We start from the raw sequence: 24,786 nt of genomic DNA, 5'->3' as shown, positions 1-24,786 counted from the left end.
GCGCCATGTTCTTGAAACTCCGGGCCGCATCGGCGCTCGCGCTGCTTGCTTTCGCCACATCCGCCATCGCCCAGCCGATCCGGCCTGCGCCGCTGAGCCAGCTCGCTCAGGCGGTGAACATTCCTTACGAGCAGTTCACGCTCGCGAACGGCCTGCGCGTGATCGTCTCGACCGATCGCAAGGCGCCGGTGGTGGCGGTCTCCGTCTGGTACGATGTCGGCTCCAAGCACGAGCCGAAGGGCAAGACGGGCTTTGCCCATCTGTTCGAGCATCTGATGTTCAACGGCTCTGAAAATGTGCCCGGCGACACGTTCGAGCCGCTGCAGCAGATCGGCGCCACCGACGTGAACGGCTCGACCTGGTTCGACCGCACCAATTATTTCGAGACGGTGCCGACGCCGGCGCTGGAGCGCGCGCTGTTCATCGAGAGCGACCGCATGGGTCACTTCCTCGGCGCCATTAACGAGAAGAGCCTGAAGAACCAGATCGGCGTCGTCCAGAACGAGAAGAGGCAAGGCGACAACCAGCCTTTCGGCCTTGTCGAATATGCGCAGCTGAAGGCGCTGATCCCGGCCCACCATCCCTATGGCCATTCCACGATCGGCTCGATGGCCGATCTGGACGCCGCGAGCCTTGAGGATGTCCGTAACTGGTTCCGCCAGCATTATGGGCCGAACAATGCTGTGCTGGTCCTTGCCGGCGATATCGACGCGGCCCGGGCACGGCCGCTGGTCGAGAAATATTTCGGCGACATTCCCCGTGGGCCGCAGCAGCGCCCGGTCGTCGCACCCGTGCCGACGCCGGCAAAGCGCGTCGACGAGGTGATGAAAGATCGCGTCGCGACCACCCGCATCTACCGGACCTGGACCGTGCCCGGCCTGAACGACCCGGACGCGGTGCCGCTCGATATCGCCGCCACGGTGCTGGGCGGCCTGTCGAGCTCGCGTCTCGACAATGCCATGGTGCGCGGCGACAAGAGCGCCGTCAGGGTCAGCGCCCAGCTCCAGCAATTCGCGCAGCTCGGCTTTTTCGAAGTGCAGGTCGATGTCGCGCCGGGCGTGGATGTCGCCGAACAGGGCCGCAAGCTCGACCGGATGATCGCCGAGTTCGTCGCCGAGGGTCCGACCGCCGACGAAGTGCTCCGCGCCGCCACGCGCGACGTCGCCGGCCGCACCACCGCGCTGGAGTCAGTCGGCGGACACAGCGGCAAGGCGCCGACGCTCGCCGAGGGCGCGCTCTATTCGAACGATCCCGGCTTCTACAAAAAGCAGCTGGCGCAATATGCCGCCGCCACTCCGGCGCGGGTGCGCGAAGCCATGCGCAAATGGCTGACCCGCCCGATGCACGCGCTGGTCGTTGAGCCGGGTGCGCGAGGCGCCTATGAGGAGTCCAAGTCGGTGCCGACCGAGGCGCCGACCTTCACGCCCTCTTATTTTCGCTCGCCCCAGCTGGCGGTGGACCGGTCGAAGCTGCCGGATGTCGGTCAGATCAGCGACCTGAAGTTCCCCGAAGTGAAGCGGGCCAAGCTCTCGAACGGCGTCGAGTTGGTCTATGCCCAGCGCACCGCCACGCCGACGACGCGCATCATCGTCAGCTTCGATGTCGGCAATGCCGCCGACCCTGCCGACAAGCTCGGCCTGCAGGCGCTGACCCTCAACTTGATGGGCGAGGGCACCAAGACCCTCAACTCGCGTGAGCTGGCGGAGGCGCAGGAGCGGCTGGGGGCCAATATCGGCACCGGCACCTCGACCGACCGGACCAGCGTCAGCCTGTTCGCGCTTTCGGCCAATCTGCGTCCATCGGTCGCGCTGCTCGCCGATGTGATCAGGAACCCCGCCTTCGCGCCCGCCGAGGTGGAGCGGCTGCGCGCTCAGCAGCTCGTCGGCATCTCGGCCGAGCTGACCGATCCGAGCGGCCTTGCCCGCCGCACGCTGCCGCCTTTGCTGTTCGGGCCGCGCCATCCCTATGGTCGCTCGCCAAGCGGCCTCGGCACCGCGGAAGTCGTCAGCAAGCTGACCCGCGACGATCTGGTCGGTTTCCATCAGGCCTGGATCCGGCCCGACAAGGCGGTGATTTTCGCAGTCAGCGACCGGCCGATCGAGGAAGTCCGCGCGGCGCTCGACCAGGAACTCGGCGAGTGGCGCGGCACCGGCACGCCAGGGCGCAAAGCGACGGCCGCCGCCGTGCCCCCAGCCCAGCCGCGCATCGTGCTGGTCGATCGGCCGGACTCGCCCCAGTCGATCATCTATGGCGGCATGGTTACGGGCCTGAAGGGGAGGGAGGAGCTGCTTCCCTATCTGGCGGCCAATGATGTGCTCGGCGGCAACTTCCTGTCGCGCCTGAACATGGACCTGCGCGAGTCCAAGGGCTGGTCCTATGGCGTCGGCGGCCGCTTCAGCCGGTTGCTGGAGGCGGTGCCTTATCTGATCTCCGCGCCCGTCCAGGCAGACCGCACCGGCGACTCGCTGGTGGCGCTGCGCTCGGGAATGCAGAGCTTCCTCACCACCAACGGCATCACCAAGGCCGAGGAGGAGCGGACCATCACCGGCTTCGTCCGCGAGCTGCCGGGCAGCTTCGAGACGGCGTCGGACGTGCTCGGCGGCATGCAGAACAACGTGCTCTACGGCCGCCCGGACGATTATTACGACACGCTCGCCAGCCGCTACCGCGCGCTCAATGCCGCCAGCATGGACAAGGCAATCCGCAGCGTCATCGATCCGACGCGTTTCACATGGGTCGTGGTGGGCGACGCCAAGGTCGTGAAGCCCCAGCTTGACAGGCTCGGCCTGCCCGTGGAGGTCAGGTCGGGACCGCAACAAACAGCAACGGGAGAGAAGTGATGGCGAATGTCGATGGCGATTGGGATTGCGTGACCAAGTCGCCGCTGGGCGAGCAGAAGTCGGTCTTCACCATCCGCTCGAACGGCGACACCTTCACTGGCCAGCAGGCAGGCCAGATGGGCTCGTTGGACGTGATCGACGGCAAGGTCGACGGCAACAAGCTGACCTGGAAGATGGAAATGAAGGTTCCCATGCCGATGACGCTGGATTGCCAGGCGACGATCGACGGCGACACGCTGACCGGCACCGTCGGCGCTGGTGCTTTCGGGTCGTTTCCGTTGAACGGCACGCGGAAGGTGTGATCGACTTCCCTCTCCCCATAGGGAGAGGGCGACTCGCGCTCTGCGCGAGCGGGGTGAGGGGATTCGGCGCAAGCCGTTCGACTCCAAAGCCCCTCACCCGGACGCGCACTGCGCGTCTCGACCTCTCCCTATGGGAGAGGTGACACCCGCGTCACATGCCCCATCTTGCGCCCCGGCCGCACATGCTTGCCGTAAAGGTGCAGGTGCGCTGCCGGGTCGGCCAGCACCTCCGCCCAGCCGTTCGCATCCTCGCCGATCAGGTTGCGCATCTCCACCCACTGGCCGGTGCGCGCGGTCGAACCCAGCGGCAGGCCGCAGATCGCGCGGATATGGTTTTCGAACTGCGATGTGACGGCGCCTTCGATCGTCCAATGGCCGCTATTGTGCACCCGGGGCGCCATTTCGTTGAAGACCGGGCCGTCGGCGGTCGCGAAGAACTCGCAGGTCAGGACGCCGATATGGTCCAGCGCCTCCGCCGCGCGGGTGGCGAGCGCCACGGCCTCCGGAGCCTGCTCCAGCACCAGGGCCGGAGCGGGCACAGTCGAGAGGTCGAGAATGCCCTGTTTGTGCCGGTTTTCCGGCGTGTCCCAGTGAACGACCGAGCCGTCCTCACCGCGGCACAGGATCACGGAGAATTCGGTCTCGAAGCTGACAAAGCCCTCCAGCGTCGCATGCACGCCGCCTATCTCGTTCCACGCCGCCGCTAGGTCTGCATCGTTGCCCAGCCGGACCTGGCCCTTGCCGTCATAGCCCAGGCTCGACGTCTTGAGGATCGCAGGCGTGCCGATCTCGGCGACCGCGGCCCGCAGTTCCTCCAGCGTCTCGACCGCCCGGAAGGGCGCAGTACGCCCTCCCAAATCCCGGATCAGCGCCTTTTCGCTCGGGCGAAAGCGGGAGATTTCAAGCGGGCGGCGGCCCGGCCGCACGGGCACCAGCCGCTCGAGGAGGAGCAGCGCCTCGGCCGGCACATTCTCGAACTCGTAAGTGACGACGCCGACGCTGCCGGCAAAGCGGGTGAGCGCCGCCTCGTCGTCATAGCCGGCGCGCGTCCATTCGGCGCTGACCTCGGTCGCCGGTCCGCTCGCTTCCGGCGCATAGATGTGCGTGCGATAGCCCAGCTGCGCCGCCGCGATCGCCAGCATCCGGCCGAGCTGGCCGCCGCCCAATATGCCGATGGTTGCGCCCGGTGCGAGGATCATTCGGGTTCGGCCGCGACCGACTCGCTCTGCCGCGTGCGCCACGCCTCCAGCCGGCGGGCCACGTCCTCATCCTCATGCGCCAGGATCGACGCGGCGAACAGGGCAGCATTGACCGCGCCCGGCTTGCCGATGGCGAAGGTCGCGACTGGAATGCCACCCGGCATCTGAACGATGGAAAGCAGGCTATCGATGCCGTTCAGCGCCTTGGACTCGATCGGCACGCCGAGCACCGGCACGGTCGTCATCGACGCCGTCATGCCGGGCAGATGCGCGGCGCCTCCGGCACCTGCAATGATCGCTTTGAGGCCACGGCCGGACGCGTCCTTTGCGTAGGCATAAAGCCGGTCGGGCGTGCGATGGGCGGAGACGATCCGCGCCTCATGGCTGATGCCGAGCGTGCCGAGGATTTCCGCTGCATGGCGCATCGTCGGCCAGTCCGACTGGCTGCCCATGATGATGCCGACCAGCGGCCCAGCCTCGCTCATCTTTGCGCCCCCGTGCAGGAAGCGGTGCTACTTAAGCTGTGATGTGCGCTATAGCAATGGACGCGAAACGGCGCTGTACTGGCGGGATGACGACCGTGGACGATGCCGATCTGGAGCGGGAGAATGCGGCACTGCGCGCTTATGTCGCGGAGCTGGAGGAGAAGGTCGAGCGGCTGGAGCGGCTCGCCGACAGCGATACGCTGACGCCGCTCGCCAATCGCCGCTTCTTCCTCCGGGCGGTCGAACGGGCGGTGGCGCAGCTGGCGCGGCACGGCACGCCTGCCGCCTTGCTGTTCATCGATCTCGACCGGCTGAAGCACATCAACGACGCGCACGGGCACGGCGTTGGCGACGAGGCGCTGATCCATACCGCTTGGTTGCTGAAGGAAAAGGTCCGGTCGAGCGACCTGGTCGCCCGGCTCGGGGGCGACGAGTTCGGCGTGCTGCTCGAATATGCCGATGCTGCAGCGGCCGCAGAGAAGGCGGCGGCGCTGACGGAGGCGGTGAGGTCGCGGCCGCTGCATGGACGCATCTCGATCGGCATCTCGGTGGGCGTGACCGCCCTGGGACCCACCGACACGCCCGAGGCCGCGCTAGCGCGCGCCGACGAGGCGATGTACCGGGCGAAGCGGAAACTCCGCTCGTCCTGAGCGGAGCGCGAAGCGCGCACGATAAGCCGTCATCCCGAACTTGTTTCGGGATAAGCTCTCCGTTTCCACCAAGTCCGAGAGGGTGGACGCCTTATCCCGAAACAAGTTCGGGATGAGGAAGTGGTCAGTCCTCCACCGGCCTCACCAGCAACTTGTCGATCTTGCGCCCATCCATGTCGACGATCTCGAAACGCCAGCCCTGTTCCGCGAAATGCTCGCCGACCGTCGGCAGCTTGCGCATCACGGCGAGCACGAAGCCAGCGGCGGTCGCATAGTCGCGGCCCTCCGGCAGGTCCAGGTCGAGCCGCTCGGCCAGCGTATCGGCGGCGAGCGAACCGGAGACGAGCAGGCTGCCATCCTCCCGTTCGACGATATCGGGGTCGGTGCCGACATCCTGATCCGACGCGAAATGGCCGGCAATGGCGATGAACAGGTCGGCCGGCGTCACCAGCCCTTCCAGATGGCCATATTCGTCATGAACCAGCACCATCGGGACTTCGGCGCGGCGGAGCGTCTCGAGCGCGTCCATCGCATCGACCTGGTCGGGGACAACGAGCAAAGGCCGCATCAGCTCGCGCAAGTTGAGCGCCCGGCCTTCGATGAGCGCGGCGACGATGTCGCGGCTCTGGACGACGCCGACGATATTGTCGACCGAGCCCTCCGCAACCGGTACGCGCGTGTGCGGGGTCTCGACGAAACTTCGGCGTAACGTCGCCTCGTCCGCCTCGATGTCGATCCAGTCGATATCGGTGCGCGGCGTCATGACTTCGCGCACCGGCCGGTCGGCAAGGCGCACCACGCCGGAAATGATCGCGCGCTCGCTCTCCTCGATGACGCCCGAGCGGCTCGCTTCCGCAACGATCAGGTGAAGTTCCTCGGCGGTCACATGCTGCTCATTCTCGCGGTTGAGGCGCAGCAGGCGGAAGATGAGCGCACTGGATTTGTCGAGCAGCCAGACGATCGGCTGGGTCACGCGGGCGAACCAGTCCATCGGCACGGCGGCAAGCGCTGCCACCGGCTCGGGGTTGCGGAGCGCGAACTGCTTGGGGACCAGCTCGCCGACGATCAGCGAGACATAGGTGGTGACGATGATCACCAGCGTGAAGGCAGCGCCCGAGGGAATGCCGATCAGCGCCAGCCGCTCGCCGACGGGCCGTTCGAGCACCGTGCCTGAAAACGCACCCGCGAGCAGGCTGATCAGGGTGATGCCAATCTGGACTGCGGAAAGAAGCCGTCCGGGATCATCCTGCAGCCGCAGCGCCGTGGCAGCACCCCGCCGCCCGACCTTCACCAGCGCCTGCAGCCGCGGCTTGCGCGCCGAGACGATCGCCAGCTCCGACATGGCGAACAGGCCATTCAAGACGATCAGCGCGAAAATGACCGCCACGCTGATCCAGGGAAAGGGGGAAAGAGGCTGCATGCCGTGCGTGCAACGTCCTTAGCGGGCAAATGTGTCGGGGGGAACTGCGAGTTCTGCGATCTCCCGTTCGTCATCCCGAACTTGTTTCGGGATAAGCTATCCAGCGTTCCATCGCTCGTGACTGGCCGCCTTGCCCAACCCTTATCCCGAACCAAGTTCGGGATGACGATTCATGCGGTTTCGAGAGTCCGCCGTCCTGCCCGCGTGCGCATGCGGTGCGTGCGCGTGACTCGGTCGGTCCTGCCCACGATGCTTTCCACGAACAGCCATTCCGCAGTGGCCGCGGCGGGAGTGAGGGTCACCGTCATATAGCCGCGGCCGCTCGTATCGGCCCATTTCAGTTCCGGATTGGTGGTGACCAGGGCGCAGGCGATATCGTTCGGGCTCGCACGGAAATAGGATTCGAGTCCCGGTGAAGTGACGCTCTGGGCGTCGAACTCAACACCGGCGCGCCGGCCGCCCTCCGCCAGCTCGAACGCCCAGCCATTGTGGCTGTCGCCGGCGAGCATGATGAGGTCGGCGCCGGCAATCTGGGCGGCGTTCAGCAGACGAGAGCGCGCAGCCGGATAGCCATTCCAGTCATCCATGCTGCTGGGGAGCCCCGCGCGCGCGGCGAGCAGGCTGGCGCGGACGCGGTCGCGCACATAGTCGGGCGCTTCCGGTGGCAGCCAGTCTGCCGCCGCGGCGGGCGCTCGTGTCTGGCCCATGATGGTGCCGTTGCCGATCACCTGCCACGTCTTGCGTGCGCGGGCGGAGCGGCGGAGTTCGCCATAGAGCCACTGCTCTTGTTCACTGCCCAGCATGGATCGGGCGGGGTCGCGCCAGGGGCCGTCGCGGAATGCGGCGAGTGCCGCGGCCGGGTCTCCGCCAGATCGAAAGGCTGCCGCGATCGAGAGCGGCTGCGAACGGGCCAGCAGCCGCGTTTCGGTCCGGAAATAGGTTGCGAGATCGCCGATCTCATAAGCGGCCCAGGGCTGGTCGCTGACCGGCATCCACTCGCGCCAGGCCTGGAGCGCCGCTGCCTTGCGCAGCGTCCAGTCGCCCTCGTTTGCACTGTGGTTCTCGGCGCCGCCCTCCCAGCTGTCGTTCGCCGACTCATGATCGTCGGTGGAGACGATGATCGGCATTCGGTTGTGCAGCCGCTGCAGGTCGGGATCGGCACGGTAGCAGGCATAGCGGGCGCGATAGTCCGCCAGCTGGATCAGCTCGCCTGCGGGCTCCAGCAGCCGCGCGGCGATCGCCTCTCTCGGGCTCGGATAATTCCCGCGCTGATACTCATAAATGTAATCACCCAGGTGCACGCCGAAGTGGAGATCGTCGCGCGCGGCGGCGTGCGCATAGGCGCTGAAATAGCCAAAGGGCAGGTTGGAGCAGGAGAAGACTGCCATTCGAAACTCGGCCACGCGGCCCGAGGGGAGGGTGCGCGTGCGTCCCACCGGCGACACCTGACCTTCCGCGGTGAAGCGGTAATAGTAGGTCCTGCCCGGCTGCAACCCGGCGACGGTGTGCTTCACCGTCCAGTCGCGAAACGCACCGGTCACCGCCGTGCCGCCGCCGACGATGCGCGCGAACTCGGGCGTCTCCGCGACCTCCACGCCCACGCGAGCGCTGGCGCCGGATGCCGGCACGAAGCGTGTCCACAGCAGCACCGAGTCCTGCCAAGGCTCGCCGCTCGCCACGTCGTGGGTGAAGCCGCGTGCCGCAGCGAGCTGCGCCAGCGCCGCGCCGCCACCCGGCAACAGCAGCGCGCCCAGGCCCAGCGCGCCGCCGCGCACCAGCGAGCGGCGGTCCAGAATCAGGGTCATTCACGTCCTCCCAGCTGCAGCGTCTCGGTCGCGAACCGGGCGACGTCGCTCTCGTCATTGTAGAGACCAAGGCCGATGCGCAGCACGTCGGCGCGCACATCGGTGATAACGTCGCGCGCCTTGAGCTCGGCCTGCCAGCGCTGCGCATGCGGGCTGCGAAAGGCGAGAAAGCGCGCGTGCGGCTGGTCATCGAGCGGGTTAAGCAGTTCGGCATCGCCCAGCGCGGTGTTCGCGATCACCTGCAGCAGCCGCCCGTGCAGCCGGGCAACGTGCTCGGAGATGGCAGCGGTGCCCAGTCCTTCCGCCTCCAGCATGGTCCGCACCGCGACAAAGCGGTAAAGGCCCGACGCGTCGAAGGTCGACCCCATGAACCGAATCGCGTCCGGCGCATAGCCGACGCTGCCCGGCGGCAGCGACAGGTCGTCGAACTCCGCATACCAGCCGGTATTGACCGGCCGCAGGCCGAAGCCGGGCGGGCAGTGCAGAAAGGCCGCGCCCTCGCCGGCCATCGCATATTTATAGCCGCCCGCGGTGTAGAAGACCCGGTCCGCGACCGGCGACAGGTCGGTCTCCACGGCCATGAAGCCGTGATAGCCGTCGATCACCACCCACGGCCCTTGCGGCCGCGCCAGCTCAGCCATTTCGAACACCCGGTCGAAGATGAGGCCGCTGTTGAAGAGCACGTGGCTGACGAAGATCAGGTCGTACGCGCCCGCCCCCGCGGCATCGAGGAACCGCTCGGCAAAGCTGTCGAACGGCGCCACCGGCACCCGCTCCACCACCATCTCGCCGGCCGCTTCCCAGCGCGCCGACTGGCGCCGGAAGCTGTGAAACTCGCCGTCGGTCGCGAGCACCTTCAACGGCCGCGGCCGCTCGATGGCGGAGACCAGCCGCACGATCAGCTCATGCGTGTTGGGCGCGAAAACAATGGTCGAAGGGTCGAACAGCCGCAACTCGGCCGCGACTTCGGCCTGGGCGGCTGGCCAGATCTCGCCCATGATCCGCTCCCATTTGCGGTCCGCGAGCCGCGCCGCATCCTCCCACGCGGCCCGGTGCCCGTCATGGCTCGCATCCGGCCAAAGGTGATGGCTGTGCGCGGCCAGGTGCAGCCGCTCCGGCGCGGCGTCGAGCGAACGGCGAAACAGGTGCTTGTAGCTGCTCACGCCCAGCCGCCTCCGATCGTCATTCCCGCGAAAGCGGGAACCCAGGGAGACAAAAAGAAGGTCTGGGTCCCCGCTTGCGCGGGGATGACGAGGAGAGGGGTCACAACAACGTCCTCAGGCTCCACAGCTCCGGAAAGGCACGCTTGGCGACCGTTCCTTGCAGATATTTGACGCCGGCCGTTCCCCCTGTGCCCCGCTTGCCGCCGATGATCCGTTCGACCGTCAGCACATGCTTGTGCCGCCAGGTGGCCAGCGCGTCGTCGAGATCGACCAATTTCTCCGCGAGCTGGTAGAGATCCCACCAGCGCTCCGTGTCGCGATACACCTCGGCCCAGGCCGCCTCGACCGCCGGATCGGGCGCATAAGGCTCGGCCCAGTCACGCGCGAGAACGTGCGCCGGGAGCTGAAAACCGGCCGAGGCGAGTGCCGCATTCGCATCGTCCCAAAGGCTTGGCCCGTTCAGCGCTTCCGCCATCGCCTGCTCGGCAGCGGGCCGGTCGCGCTGATATTCAAGATACCGCCCGTCCTTTAGCCCGAGCAGATATTCGACAGTCCGGAACTGATCCGACTGGAAGCCCGAGCTCGATCCCAGCACGCCGCGGAAGCGCGAGTAATCGGACGGCGTCATGGTCGCGAGTACGTCCCAGCTCAAGGTCATCACTGCCTGAATGCGGGACACCCGCGCCAGCCCTTTATAGGCCGGCACCAGCTCGCCGCTCCGCACCTGCGCCTTGGCGAGCTTCAACTCCGAGATCATCTGCTTCAGCCAAAGCTCTTTGGTCTGATGGATGATGATGAACAGCTGTTCGTCGGGCTGATCGGAGCCGGGGCGCTGGGCCGCCAGAATGTCGTCGAGCGCGAGATAGGAAGCGTAGGTGACGTCAGTGGACATACAGCTTCCCTACGCTAGGTTCTTGCCCATGCGAAACATCCTGCTCGCGGGCCTGCTGCTCGCCACCGCCGCGGTTCCCGCCATCTCTGCCGAATCTGCCTACGATCTCGCTGCGTCGCGGGCGAAGATGGCCCGGATCGAGATGCGACCCGACACATCGTATCTCAGTGCCGAGGAGCGGCAGGTCGTGAACCTGCTGATCAGGGCCGCAAACCAGATGTCGGAGATTTACCTCAGGCAGAAGCATGCGGCCAATCCGCAGGTGCGGCGCGCCATCGCCAGCAGCAGGCGTGCAGACCAGGCGCAATTGCTCGATATGTTCGACCTCTATTACGGACCTTGGGACGATCTCGCCGAGGGGCACGCATTCTGGGGTACGAGGCCGAAGCCTGCAGGCGCGGGCTTCTATCCGGAAGACCTGACCAAGGCCGAGTTCGAAGCCTATCTGGCGGCGCATCCGGCGGAAAAGGCGGCGCTGATCAGCCCTTATACCGTAGTCCGGCGCGAGGGAGCCAAGCTGTTCGCGATCCCCTATTCAAAAGCTTATTCCGAATGGCTGGAGCCCGCCGCGCGCACGCTCGAACAGGCGGCGGCGATCACGACCAATCCGAGCCTGAAGCGGTTCCTCACGCTCCGCGCCAAGGCCTTCCGCACCGACGATTATTACGAGTCCGAGCTTGCCTGGATGGACCTGAAGGACACCCCGATCGAAGTCGCGATCGGCCCTTACGAGACCTATACCGACGAGCTTTATGGCGCGAAGACCGCGTTCGAGGCGTTCGTCACCTTGCGCAATCCCCAGGCCTCGGCCGCGCTCGACAAATACAAGCGCTATCTCCGCGACATGGAAGCGAACCTGCCGGTCGAGGAGAAATACAAGAACTTCCAGCGTGGCTTCGAGTCGCCGATTTCGGTCGTCGACCAGGTGCACGGCGGCGGCGACAATGTGCCGGGCGTGCAGACCGTCGCCTTCAACCTGCCGAACGACGAGCGGGTTCGGGAAGCGAAGGGCGCGAAAAAGGTCATTCTCGCCAACGTCCTCGGCGCCAAATATCAGCGCATCTTGAAGCCGATGGCGGCTCTGGTGCTGGTGCCCGACCAGGCGCGGCTCGTCACCGAGAAATATATGGCGAACGAAACGCTGTTCCACGAACTGTCGCACAGCCTCGGGCCGGGCACGATCGTGAAGGACGGCCGCAAGACCAGCGTGGACAAGGAACTGAAGGAACTTGCGTCCGGGCTCGAGGAAGCCAAGGCGGACGTGATGGGCGCCTGGAACATCCTGTTCATGATGGACAAGGGCGAGCTGCCCGCAGCCGAGCGCGCCGAGCTTTACCCGACCTATGTCGCCGGTCTGTTCCGCGCCATGCGCTTCGGCATCGGCGAGGCGCATGGCAAAGGAGCGGCAGCGCAATACCGTTTCCTGCGCGAATATGGCGCGCTCGACTGGGATGCTGCCGCCAAACGCTTCCGCGTGAACGACGCCAAGATGAAGGACGGCATGGCCGCGCTGGTCGCCGCCACCGTCAAGCTGCAGGGCGACGGAGACTATGCGGGCGTGCAGGCCTTCTACGCCAGATATGCAATGCTCGATCCCGAGGCGCAGGCGGTGATCGCGTCCATGGCCAGTATTCCGGTCGACATCCAGCCCATCTATCCGGAGAAGGTGTAACCTGGCTGCGTTCCAAACGTTGAAGCCTCGTGCCTGATTTCCTCGCCAACCTGCCGACCACCACCATCGCGCTCGCGATCGGCGCATTCGTGATCGTGAGCCTGCTCCAGCGCATTCCGGTGATCGGCGGCGTGATCCGGATCGCCATCTCTCTGGTGCTGGTGGTCGCGGTCGCCCTGCTGCTGACCGAGCGCATGCCGTTCGATCCCTTGCTCTCCAGCATCGCCAACCGCTTCAACCTGGGCGGGCAACAGGTGGAGGGCGACGAGACCCGGCTGCGGATGAGCGCCAACGGCCACTTCTTCGCCGACGTGACGCTGAACGGGGTTAAGCGCCGCATGCTGATCGACAGCGGCGCGACCGTGACGGCGCTGTCGCAGCGCACCGCGGCGGCCGCCGGCATCCGCACCGACGCCAGCGTCATCCCCGTCATCATCCAGACCGCCAACGGCTCGGTCCGCGCTGAAACGGGGGAGGTGGACGAACTCCGCCTCGGCAACATCGTCGCCCGCGACCTGAAAGTCGTCGTCTCCCCTGCCTTCGGCTCGGTCGACGTGATCGGCATGAACCTGCTGTCGAAGCTCAAATCCTGGCGCGTGGAGGGCCGGACGCTGATCCTCACGCCGAACAATCCGCAGGCTGTGGCTGGTAAAGGCGCTTAGCCGGCGAGGCTCGTGAATGTCCGCAAGCGACACAAAAAAGGACATTTGGCCACGGCACCTTATCGCCATCCTCATACATCGAGAGCTAGTCGGTTAGACGATCCTGCTCGAACTGGGGCAGGCCTAGCGCCGGCATCCAAGCTTCACGTCGCGCAATCCAAACTTCATACTCGGGCTTGAACAGTGCGGGTTCGTCGAAGCTACCGAGAGAGATCTCCAGCTCTCCTTGGTCGCCGCCCTGACCTAACACCCGAGCGCCACAACGCGGGCAAAAGAGGCGCTCATATTCGGGAGAACTCCTCCACCCTTGCAGTTCTCCCTCGAGAGAAATCTGATCGGAGCGAAATACTAGGAACGCGTTGAAGGCTGCGGCGTGCGCCTTGCGGCACGTCAGGCAGTGGCAAAGGCCTGACCTGAGCGGCCTTCCCTTGACGGAGAACCGCACCGATCCACACGCGCAGCCCCCAAGCACAACGCCGTCAGTCATCCGCCGTAACTCCTTCTGCCGGACATTGACCGAACACGCCAAACTACTGCGAACTCGATTCTAGCGCGAACACCTCAGCCCGCTTGGCTTATATCAAAGAAGCCGAGGCCCGGGCCCCTGCTCTGCAAGAACATCATCAGGATTTCTGAGCGGGCAAAATGAGGTCGAAAGGCAGCCACAGCCTATGCAGCCATCAAGCTCCTCCTTGAGTTTCGTCAAACGGTGAATTCTTTCCTCCAGCTCACTGCGCCAGGAGGCGGAGAGGCGTCTCCAGTCATCTCGCGTCGGGGCCTGATCCATCGGCAGTTCGCGCAGAGCCTCCCGCACTTTGGCGAGGGGCACACCGGCGCGCTGCGCCACTTTGATCACGGCGATCCGCCGCAGAACCTCGCGCCGGAAACGGCGCTGGTTACCGTCGCTCCGCCAACTCCTGATCAGCCCCTTACGTTCGTAGAAGTGGATCGCCGAAACACGGACCCCGCTCCGCTTCGCGACCTCCCCGACGGTGAGCCCAAGTAGCGCGGATCGCTGTTCAGAGTTATCAGGCAAAGCTCTTGACCTCAACTATGGTTGAGGAACTATCTCCGGGCTCCATCCAATGCAAGGAGGAGCAGACATGACAAAATCTCTTCGGCTGGTTCTGATATATGGCAGCGTCCGGCCGGAACGCTTCTGCGACACAGTCGTGCAGTGGACAATTGAGGAGGCAAGCAGACATTCCGATTTCCAGCTAGAGGCGATTGACCCGCGGACCCAGTGGCCGGCGATCGACTTTATGCGCTTCAAGCGGCAGATCGACGCCGCGGACGCTGTGCTGGTCGTGACACCCGAGTACAACCGCTCCTACCCGGGAGCGTTGAAGCTGCTGATCGATTCAGCGACGCAGGAGTGGAACGCAAAGCCAATCGCCTTCGTCAGCTACGGCGGCGTTTCGGGTGGTCTCCGGGCTGTCGAACACCTGCGGCATGTGTTCATCGAGCTACATGCTGTGCCAATCCGGGATACCGTGAGTTTCCAGAACGCGTGGGATGCCTTCTCTGATGGCAAACCGCGCGACCATCTCCGCCAAGCCCGGGCGATGAAAACGATGCTGTCGCGGCTGAGCTGGTGGGCTCGCGCCTTGAAAGCGGCCCGCCAAACGCAGGCTTACGGAGAAGCGGCATGACCGGCGCGCGTGATTTTCAGAACAGCCCCCGCGTCTTCGTCGTAGGAGGCGATCCGGACGTCCTTGCCTTCGTGATGGAGGAAGTCGGCGCGTGTGGCATCCAGGTCGAAGGAGTGACGATCGACCGCACCTCCACCATTGACGAGGCATCTTTCGATCTCGTCGCCTTCGGTGCCGGTGTCGGGTTCGAGTTGCGCAGGGAACTTGAGGCCCGTTTCCGCCGTCTCAACCCGAACACCCGCTTCTTGCGTACTTACGCGCCCTACGCGGCATCGCAGATCGTCGCGGCCGTGCGGGTACAAAACCCACCGCAGCCGGTGGAGCTGGACACCTACCTCAACCGCATCGGTTATGCCGGACCGCTGGAGCCGACGATCGACACGCTTCGGACATTGCAGGAGCGGCACCTCGCTTCCATTCCGTTCGAGGCGATCGACGTCTTGCTGGGCCGCGGTGTCGACATCACTCCGGATGCCGTGGACGCCAAGCTGATAGGCAACCGTCGGGGCGGCTATTGTTACGAACAGAACGGGCTCTTCAAGCGCGTGTTGCAGAGGATCGGTTTTGAAGTTGAGCCGCTTGTTGCCGCCGTCCGATGGGGGGCACAGCCCGGGAGCGCGCCACCGCCTCGGGCTCACATGGCACTGCGAGTAACTATTGAAGGCGTGCCGTGGCTCGTCGACGTGGGTTTCGGCTCGAGCGTGCCGCCGGCACCACTGCGGCTCGACACCCGTCATCCGCAGCCGACGCGGTATGGACAATATAGGATCATTCCGCTCGGCGGCGGCCTGCTCGTGCAGGCGGAAGTCGCTGGGTCTTGGGTTCCGCTATACGATCTCTCGAACGAGCAGCTGCTTGATACTCAGTTTGAACTGTTCAACTGGTACGCGTCGACGCACGACCGATCCCATTTCCGACATCAGCTGATCGTTGCCAGAACGACGCCTGAAGCCCGCTATTCGCTGCTAGACGGGCGCTTCAGCGTAAGGTTCGCAGACGGGCGGACTGAGCGTCATTTCCTCGATGTCCGAGGAATAGAGCAAGTGATCCAGAATCACTTCGTGCTGCATCCCGAACCCTCTTGGGCTGGCGCATTCGAAGTGGCCGCTGGGCGTTCTGCCCTGGACCAAGTTCCCCTTAGGGGCGGCGGCCTCCGGTCTTGAGCGAGCGCCTCTGCGTGTGCTGCTAGCGCGTGAAATGGGGGCCAGGCAGCGCCCCGGCGGGTTCAACTCGCGTCGGCATGCTCATGCCGGGCAATGACGAAGATGGTGTCGTCAGTGCAGTTGCTGACGACACCTCCTTATGCCTGCTTTCCACCCTTGGCGGACTTTCGGGAAAGCAGCTGTGCCTGTTCCGAGGGGCTTAAACCCGCTCCGCGCTCGCCACTGCGTCCGCCGCCCGAAGGGCTGCCAAGATGCGCATTAGGTGGTGCAGGTCGTGCACCTCGATATCGACCTGGAAGGTGTGGAACGCGCCGTCCCTGTTCTCCAGCTTCAGGTTCAGGATGTTCGCCTTGTGCGTGCCGAAAATGCCGCTCATCACCGCGAGCGAGCCCGGCTCGTTGCGGACGATGACGTTCAGCCGGGCGGTGCCACCGTCCGACTTGTCGCCCCAGGCGAGATCGACCCAATCCGCATCGACGCCGTCGGCAAGCTGCGAGCAATCGATCGTGTGCACCTGGATCGCTTCGTCTGGGCGTCTCAAGCCGACGATACGGTCACCGGGCACCGGGTGGCAGCAAGCGGCGAGGTCGAAGGCGACGCCGGGCGTCAGGCCCTTGATGGAGATCGCTTGACGTTGCGCCGGCGCCTTCGCATCCACATCGCCGCCGGCGGAACCCGGCATCAGGGCTTCCATCAGCGCCGCGTCGCTGACGGTGCCGCGAGCGACCGCAACCATCAGGCTCGCTTCGTCGCCTATCTTCAGCCGCTGAAGCGCGCTCTTGAGCGCGTCCGCACCAAGCTGCGCCGGCAGCCTCTGGACGATCTCGTCATAGAGCTTGCGGCCGAGCGCGATCATCTCGTCGCGTTCCTTGTGGCGGACATAGCGCCGGATCGAGGCGCGCGCCTTGCCGGTCACCGCGAAGTTGAGCCATTGCGGCTGCGGCTCCTGCGCCTTCGATTTGAGGATCTGGACCTGGTCGCCATTCTCGATCGGCGTGCGCAGCGGCACCACCCGGCCATTGACCTTCGCGCCGACCGTCTGGTCGCCCAGATCGGTGTGCACGGCATAGGCGAAGTCGACCGGTGTCGAACCCTTGGGCAGCTGAATCAGCTCGCCTTTAGGCGTGAAGGCGAAGATCCGGTCCTGATACATCGCCATGCGCGTGTGCTCGAGCAGCTCTTCCGGGCTGTCGGCGGTGTCGAGGATCTCGATCAGGTCTCTGATCCACCGCACCTGCGTGTCCGGCCGGTCCTGCGCCTGTTTATAGGCCCAGTGCGCGGCGAGGCCGAACTCGGCCTGGGCATGCATGTCCTTGGACCGGATCTGGATTTCGATCCGCATATTCTCGGCATGGATCACCGAGGTGTGAAGCGAGCGATAACCGTTGCGCTTGGGCGTCGAGATGTAATCCTTGAAGCGCCCTGGCACCATCGGCCAGCGGCCATGGATCACGCCCAGCGCCTTGTAGCAGTCCTGCGTCGCCGGCACGATCGCACGGAATGCCATGACGTCCGACAATTGCTCGAAGCTGATGTGACGCTCGGCCATCTTCCGCCAGATCGAATAGACGTGCTTCTCGCGGCCCTGCACTTCGGCTTCGATGCCGTTGCGCGACAGCAGCAGCTTCAGCCCCGAGGCGATCCGCGCGATCCGGTCGCCGCCGCCTTCGTGGAGCTGCTGCAGGCGCTTGGTGATCGACTCATAGGCTTCCGGCTCGAGCTGACGAAATGCGAGCGTCTGCATCTCGTTCATGAACTCGTACATGCCGATCCGCTCGGCGAGCGGGGCGTAGATGTCCATCGTCTCCTTGGCGATGCGCCGGCGCTTCCCCTCGTCCTTGATGAAGTGGAGCGTGCGCATATTGTGCAGCCGGTCGGCAAGCTTCACCAGCAGCACGCGGATGTCGTCGGACATGGCCAGCAGGAACTTGCGCAGGTTCTCCGCCGCCCGCTGATTCTCCGTCTGCGCCTCGATCTTGCTGAGCTTGGTTACGCCATCGACCAGCCGGGCGACGTTCGGCCCGAACTTGGCCTCGATCTCCTCGTGCGTGGTGAGGGTGTCCTCAATTGTGTCATGCAGGATCGCGGTGGCGATCGTCTCGTCGTCGAGGTGCAGGTCGGTCAGGATACCGGCCACTTCGATCGGGTGGCTGTAATAGGGATCGCCCGATGCCCGCTTCTGCGTTCCGTGCATCTGCATCGAGAACACATAGGCCCGGTTGATCAGCGCCTCGTCCGCTTCCGGGTCATAGCTTTTGACCCGCTCCACCAATTCATACTGCCTCAGCACGGGCCCAAGATCGGGAAAGCGTTTCCGCAACGCAACAGCAAAGGCTCAAAAAGAAAAACCGCCGGAGCTCAAGCGAGCTCCGGCGGAGGCGTGCGGACCGTAACAGAGGGGAGTTCGTCCGCGCGTAACTTAGCGGCGCACCAGCTTGGTGGTGTCGGCCTTGGCGTTGCACTTGGCCAGCGCCTCGCCGTCGAGCATCTCGTTACCCGCGCGGAAGGATGTCACCGGACCGAGTTCGCGCGCCACGCTGGCGCAGACGATTGCGGGCCGGCTGGTGCCTTCGGCCGCGGCGCAGGTTGCACCGTTGCAGCTGAACAGCGTGCCGCGGACGACCTGCTTGGCATCGGTGACTTCGTTTGCGAGCGTAACCGAGTAGAAGCCGGTGTTCGGCTGCGCGACCGCAGCCGAGCCGAGCAGCGCGAGGGAGCCGACGAGCGAGAAGAGAAGAGCAGCAATCCGAACCATGATCCGTCCCTTTCGTTATTCAGTTGCGAATCACTACTTACCCAAGTAGGTTTCGAGTTGCAACTAGAAACTGAAAATGATTTTGCCGTTTGTGAACGGTGACGGTTCGGTTACGTTGATACAGGGTGAGAGGATAAAGGATGGGCCTGAGAGAGCCGCTTGCGGAGATCGCCGCGGAATGCAGCCTGCCCAAGGCGCTGGAAGCGATGGGCGAACGCTGGGCGTTTCTGATCCTCCGCGCTGCCTTCAACGGACTGAAGCACTTCGAAGAGATCCAGTCGAACCTGGGCATCGCCCGCAACATTCTTGCCAATCGGCTCGGCCGGCTGGTCGATGTTGGCATCCTTTCGCGCGAGCCATGCCCTGAGGACCGGCGCAAGATCGAGTACCGCCTGACCGAAAAAGGCCTCGACCTGCTGCCGACCATGATCGCGCTTCGGCAATGGGGCGAGAAGTGGGAGACGGGGACACCGTCCAATCCGGTGCTGGTCGATCAGCGCGACCAAATGCCGATCGCTCCGATCCGCGTCTATTCGCACGACCTGCGTCCGCTCGCTTGGGAAGACCTCTGCTTCGTCTATCGCGAGGAACTGGACGCGAAGGCGGCAGAGTAGGGCGGCTTCTCCAGCCACTCGCTTCGGACCTGATCGTCCGGTTCGGCGTCTGAGCGGTTCGCTCGCTCATTTCCAAAGGCCTTGGCGTCCAGCTGCGCAAGCGCCCACACTGCGGCGCCGCGCACGACGGGACTAGGGTCGTCCAGGTGTGGCAGCACGGCCCCGGCCAACTCTGTCCTCCCGCTATTCCCCGCTGCAATAAGGCAGTTGCGCATCATCCGGTCGCGGCCGATCCGCTTGATCGGCGAACCCGCGAACACCTGACGGAAGCCCGTATCGTCCAGCGCCAGCAGGTCGGCGAGGAGGGGCGCGGTCAGCTCGGCGCGTGGCGCAAAGGCGAGATTGGCGGCGGCGCTCTCGGCGAACTTGTTCCAGGGGCAGACGGCGAGGCAATCGTCGCAGCCATAGATGCGATTGCCGATCGCCGGCCGCAGCGCATGCGGGATCGGCCCCTTATGCTCGATCGTCAGATAGGAAATGCAGCGCCGCGCATCGAGCCGGTAGGGCGCCGGGAAGGCATCAGTCGGGCAGGCTGTCTGGCACGAATTGCAGCTACCGCAGCGCGCCGCTCCCCCTTGGTCCGGGGGCAGGTCCAAAGTCGTGAAAATGGCGCCCAGGAAGAGCCAGCTGCCATGTTCGCGGCTGACCAAATTGGTGTGCTTGCCCTGCCAACCCAGCCCTGCCGCTTCGGCGAGCGGTTTCTCCATCACTGGCGCGGTGTCAACAAAGACCTTCAGGTCGCCGCCCGCGGCGGCCACCAGCCAGCGCGCGAGTTCCTTCAGCTTGCGCCTGATCAGGTCGTGATAATCGGCCCCCTGCGCATAAACGGAAATGCGGCCGGCCTCCGGCGCCTCTGCCAGCCGCAATGGATCCTCGGCCGGCGCATAGCTCATCCCGAGCGCGATCACCGACCTTACCTCCGGCCATAACCCGGTCGGAGCCGCACGCTGGTCGGCCCGCGACTCCATCCAAATCATGTCGCCATGGCAGCCGCCGGCCAGCCACGCCCGCAACCGCTCGCCCGCGAGCGGCGTCGCATCGGCGCGCGCGACTCCGCAGGCGGCGAAGCCCAGCCGCGCCGCTTCGGTTTTCAAAGCATGGACGAGATCGGGCGCCATGCGGCCCATATAGGCGCCGTGTGGTGCCACTGACACTCCGGTCAGCGTGTCTTTTTTGCAACGCACAACGGAATGTTAAGGCCGCACGGGCGCTGCGCCGTTGCGAGTCTCCGAACCGCAACATATCGGAGCCAAAGGCGCGGGCAACGGCTGAGTAGAGTCGCGAGCGGGCACCGCCCGATTTTGGGGAAAGCAATGCGAAATCATCTGTTTATCGGCGCGGCCGTGGCTGCGCTCATCGCTCCTGCCGCCGTCCAGGCGCAGGAAACCACGTCGACGATTCGCGGCACGGTGACCAGCGGCGGCGCCGCGGTTGCCGGCGCTTCCGTTGAAATCCTGCACGTGCCGTCGGGCTCGCGCTCGACTGTCACGACGGATGCGAGCGGCTCGTTCAACTCCAGCGGCCTGCGCGTCGGCGGCCCGTTCACGGTGCGCGTCTCGGCTCCGGGCTTTGCCGATACCAGCGTCACTGACGTCTTCACCGTCATCGCCCAGGCCTATGACCTGCCGATTGAGCTGACCGCCGAGTCGGCCGGCGGCGACGATATCGTGGTGACCGCCGCCAGCATCCCCAATGCGGGTACGATCAGCCAGGGTCCGGCAACCATCATCACCGCCGAGCAGATCACCACCATCGCCTCGGTGAACCGCGACATCCGCGACCTGATGCGCCGCGATCCCTTCGCGCGCCTCGACTATTCGGAAGGCAATGGCCGCGCCGTTTCGTTCGCTGGCCAGAATGCGCGCTTCAACCGCTTCTCGGTCGACGGCGTGCCCGTCACCGACAATTTCGGTCTGAACCCCGACGGTCTGCCGACCCGCCGCTCGCCGGTGCCGTTCGACGCCATCGGCCAATTCCAGACCAAGGTCGCGCCGTTCGATGTGCGTGAAGGCAACTTCCAGGGCGGCGCCATCAACGCCATCCTGAAATCCGGCACCAACGAGTTCCACGGCACCGGCTTCTACGCCTATTCCAGCGACGAGCTGAACGGCAAGCGCACCAAGCCGGGCCCTGGCGTGCCCACGGGCCGCGTCACGCTTCCGAACTACAAGTATGAGAATTACGGCGCCCAGATTTCGGGTCCGATCATTCCCGACCGCCTGTTCTTCATGGTCGCCGGCGAGCGCATTCGCGCCGGCACCCCGATCGCGGAAGGTGTGCCGGGCGACAATGCCGGCACCGTCATTCCGAACATCACCGACGCACAGCTGGCGCAGATCCAGTCGATCGCGCAGAGCCGCTACGGCTATGATACGGGTGGCGTTCTGAACAACTCGGGCGACAGCGATGATCGCCTGGTTGCAAAGATCGACGCGAACCTGTCCGACACGCAGCGCGCCTCTCTGACCTATATCTACACCAAGGACGAGATCCGGTTTAACCAGAACACGAACGTCGGCCCGGCCTCCGGCACGGCCAACGCTCCGGGCCTCGGTCTGGAATCCAATGGCTATGTTTCGTCGAACCGGCTGCACACCGGCGTGGTTCAGCTGAACTCCGACTGGACGGACAATTTCTCGACCGAAGTGCGTGGCTTCTACAAGGACTATAAGCGCGGCCAGGATCCGATCCTTGGACGCGGCTTTGCTCAGTTCCAGGTTTGCACCGCGCCGACCTCGGACATTGCGAACAACACGGAGACGACTCAGTCCCTGAACTGCGCCAACGGCTTCGGCACCGTGTCGTTCGGTCCGGATATCTCGCGCCAGTCGAACGAGCTGACCAGCCAGAGCTTCGGCGGTCTCGTTCAGGCCCGCCTGACCCAGGGCGATCACGACATCCGCCTGTTCGGTGAGTTCCAGAGCGCGAAGATCTTCAACCTCTTCCTGCAGCGGACGGCTGGCGACTATTATTTCGACTCGATCGCAGACTTCCAGGCTGGCATCGCGTCGCGCCTTCGCTACCAGAACGCTGTGCCCTCGCAGGACCCGGCCGATGCCGCCGCGCAGTTCAAATATCAGACCTACAGCTTCGGCATTCAGGACAATTGGCAGGTCAACGACATGCTGTCGCTCGCCATCGGTGCGCGCTACGACATGTATGGCGGCCACAGCCGTCCGGCGCTGAACCAGGCTTTCCAGCTGCGCTATGGCTTCACCAACCAGACCTACATCAGCGGTCGCGGCGTCTTCCAGCCGCGCATCGGCTTCGACTTCAAGCCGTTGTCGAACCTGACGTTCCGCGGGGGTGTCGGCATCTTCGCAGGTGGCTCGCCGGACGTCTATGTCTCGAACAGCTTCTCGAACACGGGCTTCTTGTCCAACTCGATCGACATCCGTCGGCAGAACAACGGCACGGGATTCGTCGGGGCACCGACTGCGATCGGCGCTGCTGCCTTGGCCAATGTGAACGGCACGACCATTCCGGCCGCGGCGACCACTCAGCTGCTGAACACGGCAACGGTGCCGACCGACCGCAATGCGACCGCCCCGGTCAATGCGCTTGATCCGGACTTCAAGCTGCCGTCGCAATGGCGGGCGACGCTGTCGGTCGACTGGACGCCTGAGTTCGACAACTTCCTGGGTGGCGGCTGGCGGTTCGGCGCGGACTTCCTCTATTCGGCAGTTCGCAACCAGGTCTACTTTACCGACATCCGCTCGGTGCCGGGCACGTTGACGACGCCGGATGGCCGTGTCCGCTACGTGCCGGTCACCCGGACGACTGCCGGCGCTCCGAATTTCGGCGACACCTTCCAGGACCTGCTGCTGACCAACACCGGTCGCGGCCGCAGCTACATCGCGGTGGCGCGCGTCGATAAGCGCTTCGACTTTGGTCTGGACGTCTTCGCCAGCTACACTTGGCAGGACGTGAAGGACGAGACGCCGGCGACTTCCTCGACGGCGGGCTCGAATTACGGCAACGGTGCCTTCTTCGATGGTCGCGGCGCAGCTTACGGCGTCTCGAACGACGAGGTCCGTCACAACATCAAGTATGGCCTGACCCTCAACCGTGAGTTCTTCGGCGACTACAAGACCCGCTTCTCGCTGTTCGGCGAGACCCGGATCGGCAAGCCGTTCAGCTACACGATGCAGGACGTGTCGAACGCCCGCAGCGGCATCTTCGGCAACACCGGCACGAGCGGCCGTTACCTGCTCTATGTGCCGACCGGCCCGAACGATCCGCTGGTTTCTTACGACAGCACGACTACCCAGAATAACCTCGAGGCGCTGATCAACTCGACGGGTCTTCAGAAGTATCGGGGCAAGGTGACGCCGCGCAACGCGTTCAACTCGCCCTGGTTCACGAAGCTCGACCTGCATCTCTCCCAGGAACTGCCGGTTCCGGGCTGGACCGATGCCCGCGTCCAGCTGTTCATGGACATCGAGAACTTCACGAACCTGCTGAACAAGAATTGGGGCCAGATCCGGGAATATTCCTTCCCGTACACCATTGCTGCGGTTCGCGCGGCCTGTCTCACGACGGCCACCCCGACCGGCACGGCGGTGGTGCCGGTGGGCACTGCTCCGGCGCAGATCCCGGCGGGTGCGGTTGCTGTGCAAGCGGCGAACTCGGGGCAGGCCTGTGCTCAGTATCGCTACTCGGCACCGAACGGCACGCCGCAGAGCCAGAACGTGATCTCGTCGCGTCAGTCGCTTTACACGATCCGCGTCGGCGCGCGCTTCACCTTCTAAGCGCCGGGCGATCGCCCAAAGAAAGGCCGCCGTCCGGACATCCGGGCGGCGGCTTTCTCTTTGTCCGTCTTCCCGAACCGAGGTCGGGATGGCGCCAGCCGGTTGCTACTTCACGTACATGCTCTGCCTCGGCCGGGCCATGACCCGCATCACCATCGGCTCGAAGAACTCGAGCGGAGCGCTGTCATAGTTCGGGTCGAAGGCGGACTGGTCGTATTTCTCGCAGAACTCCGCGCAGGCGGAATAGTGCGGGTGTCCGTTGAACTTGTCGCGGACATTTCGATCCATCCCCAGGTGGTGGAAATAATAATAGCCCTGGAAGGCGCCGTGCTGGCCGACGATGAACAGGTTTTCGTCCGACACGAACGGCTTCAGGATCGCAGCGGCGACATCCGGGTGATTGAACGAGCCGAGCGTGTCGCCGATGTCGTGCAGCAGCGCCATAACGACATATTCCTCGTCGCGCCCGTCGCGGTGGGCACGGGTCGCGGTCTGCAGCGAGTGCTCCAGGCGGTCGACGGGAAAGCCGCCATAATCGCCGTCGAGCAGGCGCAGATGGTCGAGCACGCGCTTGCCGACCTGGCCGGCGAAGGGAAAGAAATGGCTGGAGATGATCTGCCAATCTTCCGCCGTGCCATGTTCCATGGCGGTGAAGCTGGCGCGATCGGCATGGCCGTCGGACATGGTTTAGGCTCCTCTCGTTTGACGCTAACGTAAACCTCTCCACCTTCTTCGGGAAGCCTCTTGATCGCACGTCCTGA

The 24,786-nt window shown here is 64.9% G+C and carries 21 protein-coding genes; 9 read left to right on the top strand and 12 right to left on the bottom strand.

The features are described from left to right. Window positions 1–5: 5 nt before the first annotated feature. Together VGT77_RS10030 and VGT77_RS10025 are read left to right on the top strand one after the other, a co-directional pair. A complete protein-coding gene (locus tag VGT77_RS10030; protein WP_327462112.1) occupies window positions 6–2,840 on the top strand; it encodes a pitrilysin family protein in 2,835 nt (944 codons plus the stop codon). Further along, window positions 2,840–3,142, top strand: a complete 303-nt coding sequence (locus tag VGT77_RS10025) for a hypothetical protein (RefSeq protein ID WP_327462110.1) — start codon at window positions 2,840–2,842, stop codon at window positions 3,140–3,142. Before VGT77_RS10030 ends, VGT77_RS10025 begins: the two co-directional genes overlap by 1 nt. Before the next feature lie 128 nt (window positions 3,143–3,270). Here the strand turns inward: VGT77_RS10025 and VGT77_RS10020 are convergent, their stop codons facing one another. Both VGT77_RS10020 and purE read right to left on the bottom strand, forming a co-directional pair. Continuing rightward, entirely contained in the window at window positions 3,271–4,341 is a 1,071-nt protein-coding gene (locus tag VGT77_RS10020) for a 5-(carboxyamino)imidazole ribonucleotide synthase (RefSeq protein ID WP_327462108.1), read from the bottom strand. Further along, complete coding sequence (purE, locus tag VGT77_RS10015; protein WP_327462106.1) at window positions 4,338–4,826, bottom strand: 5-(carboxyamino)imidazole ribonucleotide mutase; 489 nt, start codon at window positions 4,824–4,826, stop codon at window positions 4,338–4,340. The genes VGT77_RS10020 and purE overlap by 4 nt, the downstream gene beginning before the upstream one ends. A gap of 86 nt (window positions 4,827–4,912) precedes the next feature. Here purE and VGT77_RS10010 point away from each other — a divergent pair, with 86 nt between their 5' ends. Beyond that, a complete protein-coding gene (locus VGT77_RS10010; RefSeq protein ID WP_327462104.1) occupies window positions 4,913–5,476 on the top strand; it encodes a GGDEF domain-containing protein in 564 nt (187 codons plus the stop codon). A gap of 124 nt (window positions 5,477–5,600) precedes the next feature. Here VGT77_RS10010 and VGT77_RS10005 read toward each other — a convergent pair whose 3' ends face one another. The 4 genes from VGT77_RS10005 to VGT77_RS09990 form a co-directional block, all read right to left on the bottom strand. After that, window positions 5,601–6,896 (bottom strand): hemolysin family protein, encoded by a 1,296-nt coding sequence (locus VGT77_RS10005; protein ID WP_327462102.1) that lies wholly within the window; start codon window positions 6,894–6,896, stop codon window positions 5,601–5,603. A gap of 170 nt (window positions 6,897–7,066) precedes the next feature. After that, complete coding sequence (locus tag VGT77_RS10000; RefSeq protein ID WP_327462100.1) at window positions 7,067–8,701, bottom strand: alkaline phosphatase D family protein; 1,635 nt, start codon at window positions 8,699–8,701, stop codon at window positions 7,067–7,069. Continuing rightward, window positions 8,698–9,864: an aminotransferase class V-fold PLP-dependent enzyme gene (locus tag VGT77_RS09995; RefSeq protein WP_327462098.1), complete on the bottom strand. Its 1,167-nt coding sequence runs from the start codon at window positions 9,862–9,864 to the stop codon at window positions 8,698–8,700. The genes VGT77_RS10000 and VGT77_RS09995 overlap by 4 nt, the downstream gene beginning before the upstream one ends. 100 nt (window positions 9,865–9,964) lie before the next feature. Continuing rightward, complete coding sequence (locus VGT77_RS09990; RefSeq protein ID WP_327462096.1) at window positions 9,965–10,756, bottom strand: tryptophan 2,3-dioxygenase; 792 nt, start codon at window positions 10,754–10,756, stop codon at window positions 9,965–9,967. 28 nt (window positions 10,757–10,784) lie between these two features. Here VGT77_RS09990 and VGT77_RS09985 point away from each other — a divergent pair, with 28 nt between their 5' ends. Together VGT77_RS09985 and VGT77_RS09980 are read left to right on the top strand one after the other, a co-directional pair. Then, on the top strand, window positions 10,785–12,428 hold the full coding sequence (locus tag VGT77_RS09985) for a dipeptidyl-peptidase 3 family protein (protein WP_327462094.1): 1,644 nt from the start codon (window positions 10,785–10,787) through the stop codon (window positions 12,426–12,428). Between the two features lie 29 nt (window positions 12,429–12,457). After that, a complete protein-coding gene (locus tag VGT77_RS09980; RefSeq protein ID WP_327462092.1) occupies window positions 12,458–13,090 on the top strand; it encodes a retropepsin-like aspartic protease in 633 nt (210 codons plus the stop codon). An 85-nt stretch (window positions 13,091–13,175) separates the two neighbouring features. Here the strand turns inward: VGT77_RS09980 and VGT77_RS15625 are convergent, their stop codons facing one another. Beyond that, on the bottom strand, window positions 13,176–13,577 hold the full coding sequence (locus tag VGT77_RS15625; protein ID WP_414713384.1) for a GFA family protein: 402 nt from the start codon (window positions 13,575–13,577) through the stop codon (window positions 13,176–13,178). A gap of 93 nt (window positions 13,578–13,670) precedes the next feature. Then, the gene (gene soxR / locus VGT77_RS09975; RefSeq protein WP_327462090.1) at window positions 13,671–14,126 is read right to left on the bottom strand and encodes a redox-sensitive transcriptional activator SoxR; all 456 of its coding nucleotides are present in this window, start codon (window positions 14,124–14,126) and stop codon (window positions 13,671–13,673) included. Between the two features lie 67 nt (window positions 14,127–14,193). Here soxR and VGT77_RS09970 point away from each other — a divergent pair, with 67 nt between their 5' ends. Together VGT77_RS09970 and VGT77_RS09965 are read left to right on the top strand one after the other, a co-directional pair. Then, entirely contained in the window at window positions 14,194–14,742 is a 549-nt protein-coding gene (locus VGT77_RS09970) for an NAD(P)H-dependent oxidoreductase (RefSeq protein WP_327462088.1), read from the top strand. Continuing rightward, window positions 14,739–15,905, top strand: coding sequence for an arylamine N-acetyltransferase (locus tag VGT77_RS09965; protein WP_327462086.1), 1,167 nt, complete (start codon window positions 14,739–14,741; stop codon window positions 15,903–15,905). Before VGT77_RS09970 ends, VGT77_RS09965 begins: the two co-directional genes overlap by 4 nt. Before the next feature lie 199 nt (window positions 15,906–16,104). On the opposite strand, the gene VGT77_RS09960 is transcribed toward VGT77_RS09965, so the two are convergent. Both VGT77_RS09960 and VGT77_RS09955 read right to left on the bottom strand, forming a co-directional pair. Further along, window positions 16,105–18,195: a bifunctional (p)ppGpp synthetase/guanosine-3',5'-bis(diphosphate) 3'-pyrophosphohydrolase gene (locus VGT77_RS09960; protein WP_327462085.1), complete on the bottom strand. Its 2,091-nt coding sequence runs from the start codon at window positions 18,193–18,195 to the stop codon at window positions 16,105–16,107. A 129-nt stretch (window positions 18,196–18,324) separates the two neighbouring features. Then, window positions 18,325–18,660, bottom strand: coding sequence for a CC_3452 family protein (locus tag VGT77_RS09955; RefSeq protein WP_327462083.1), 336 nt, complete (start codon window positions 18,658–18,660; stop codon window positions 18,325–18,327). 140 nt (window positions 18,661–18,800) lie between these two features. On the opposite strand from VGT77_RS09955, the gene VGT77_RS09950 reads away from it, so the two are divergent. Then, window positions 18,801–19,274 carry a helix-turn-helix domain-containing protein gene (locus VGT77_RS09950; protein ID WP_327462081.1) on the top strand — a complete coding sequence of 158 codons (474 nt, stop codon included), beginning with the start codon at window positions 18,801–18,803 and terminating at the stop codon, window positions 19,272–19,274. Here VGT77_RS09950 and queG read toward each other — a convergent pair. Next, window positions 19,238–20,392: a tRNA epoxyqueuosine(34) reductase QueG gene (queG, locus tag VGT77_RS09945; RefSeq protein WP_327462142.1), complete on the bottom strand. Its 1,155-nt coding sequence runs from the start codon at window positions 20,390–20,392 to the stop codon at window positions 19,238–19,240. The genes VGT77_RS09950 and queG overlap by 37 nt on opposite strands. A 195-nt stretch (window positions 20,393–20,587) precedes the next feature. On the opposite strand from queG, the gene VGT77_RS09940 reads away from it, so the two are divergent. Continuing rightward, a complete protein-coding gene (locus VGT77_RS09940; protein WP_327462079.1) occupies window positions 20,588–24,025 on the top strand; it encodes a TonB-dependent receptor in 3,438 nt (1,145 codons plus the stop codon). A gap of 105 nt (window positions 24,026–24,130) precedes the next feature. Here VGT77_RS09940 and VGT77_RS09935 read toward each other — a convergent pair whose 3' ends face one another. Beyond that, complete coding sequence (locus tag VGT77_RS09935; RefSeq protein ID WP_327462077.1) at window positions 24,131–24,709, bottom strand: HD domain-containing protein; 579 nt, start codon at window positions 24,707–24,709, stop codon at window positions 24,131–24,133. Between the last annotated feature and the right edge of the window lie 77 nt (window positions 24,710–24,786).

This window comes from Sphingomonas sp. (genome assembly GCF_035944535.1).
Lineage (GTDB): Bacteria > Pseudomonadota > Alphaproteobacteria > Sphingomonadales > Sphingomonadaceae > Sphingomonas_B.
Note: the sequence above shows the minus strand (reverse complement) of the source record. Positions and strands in the feature narration are given on the sequence as shown.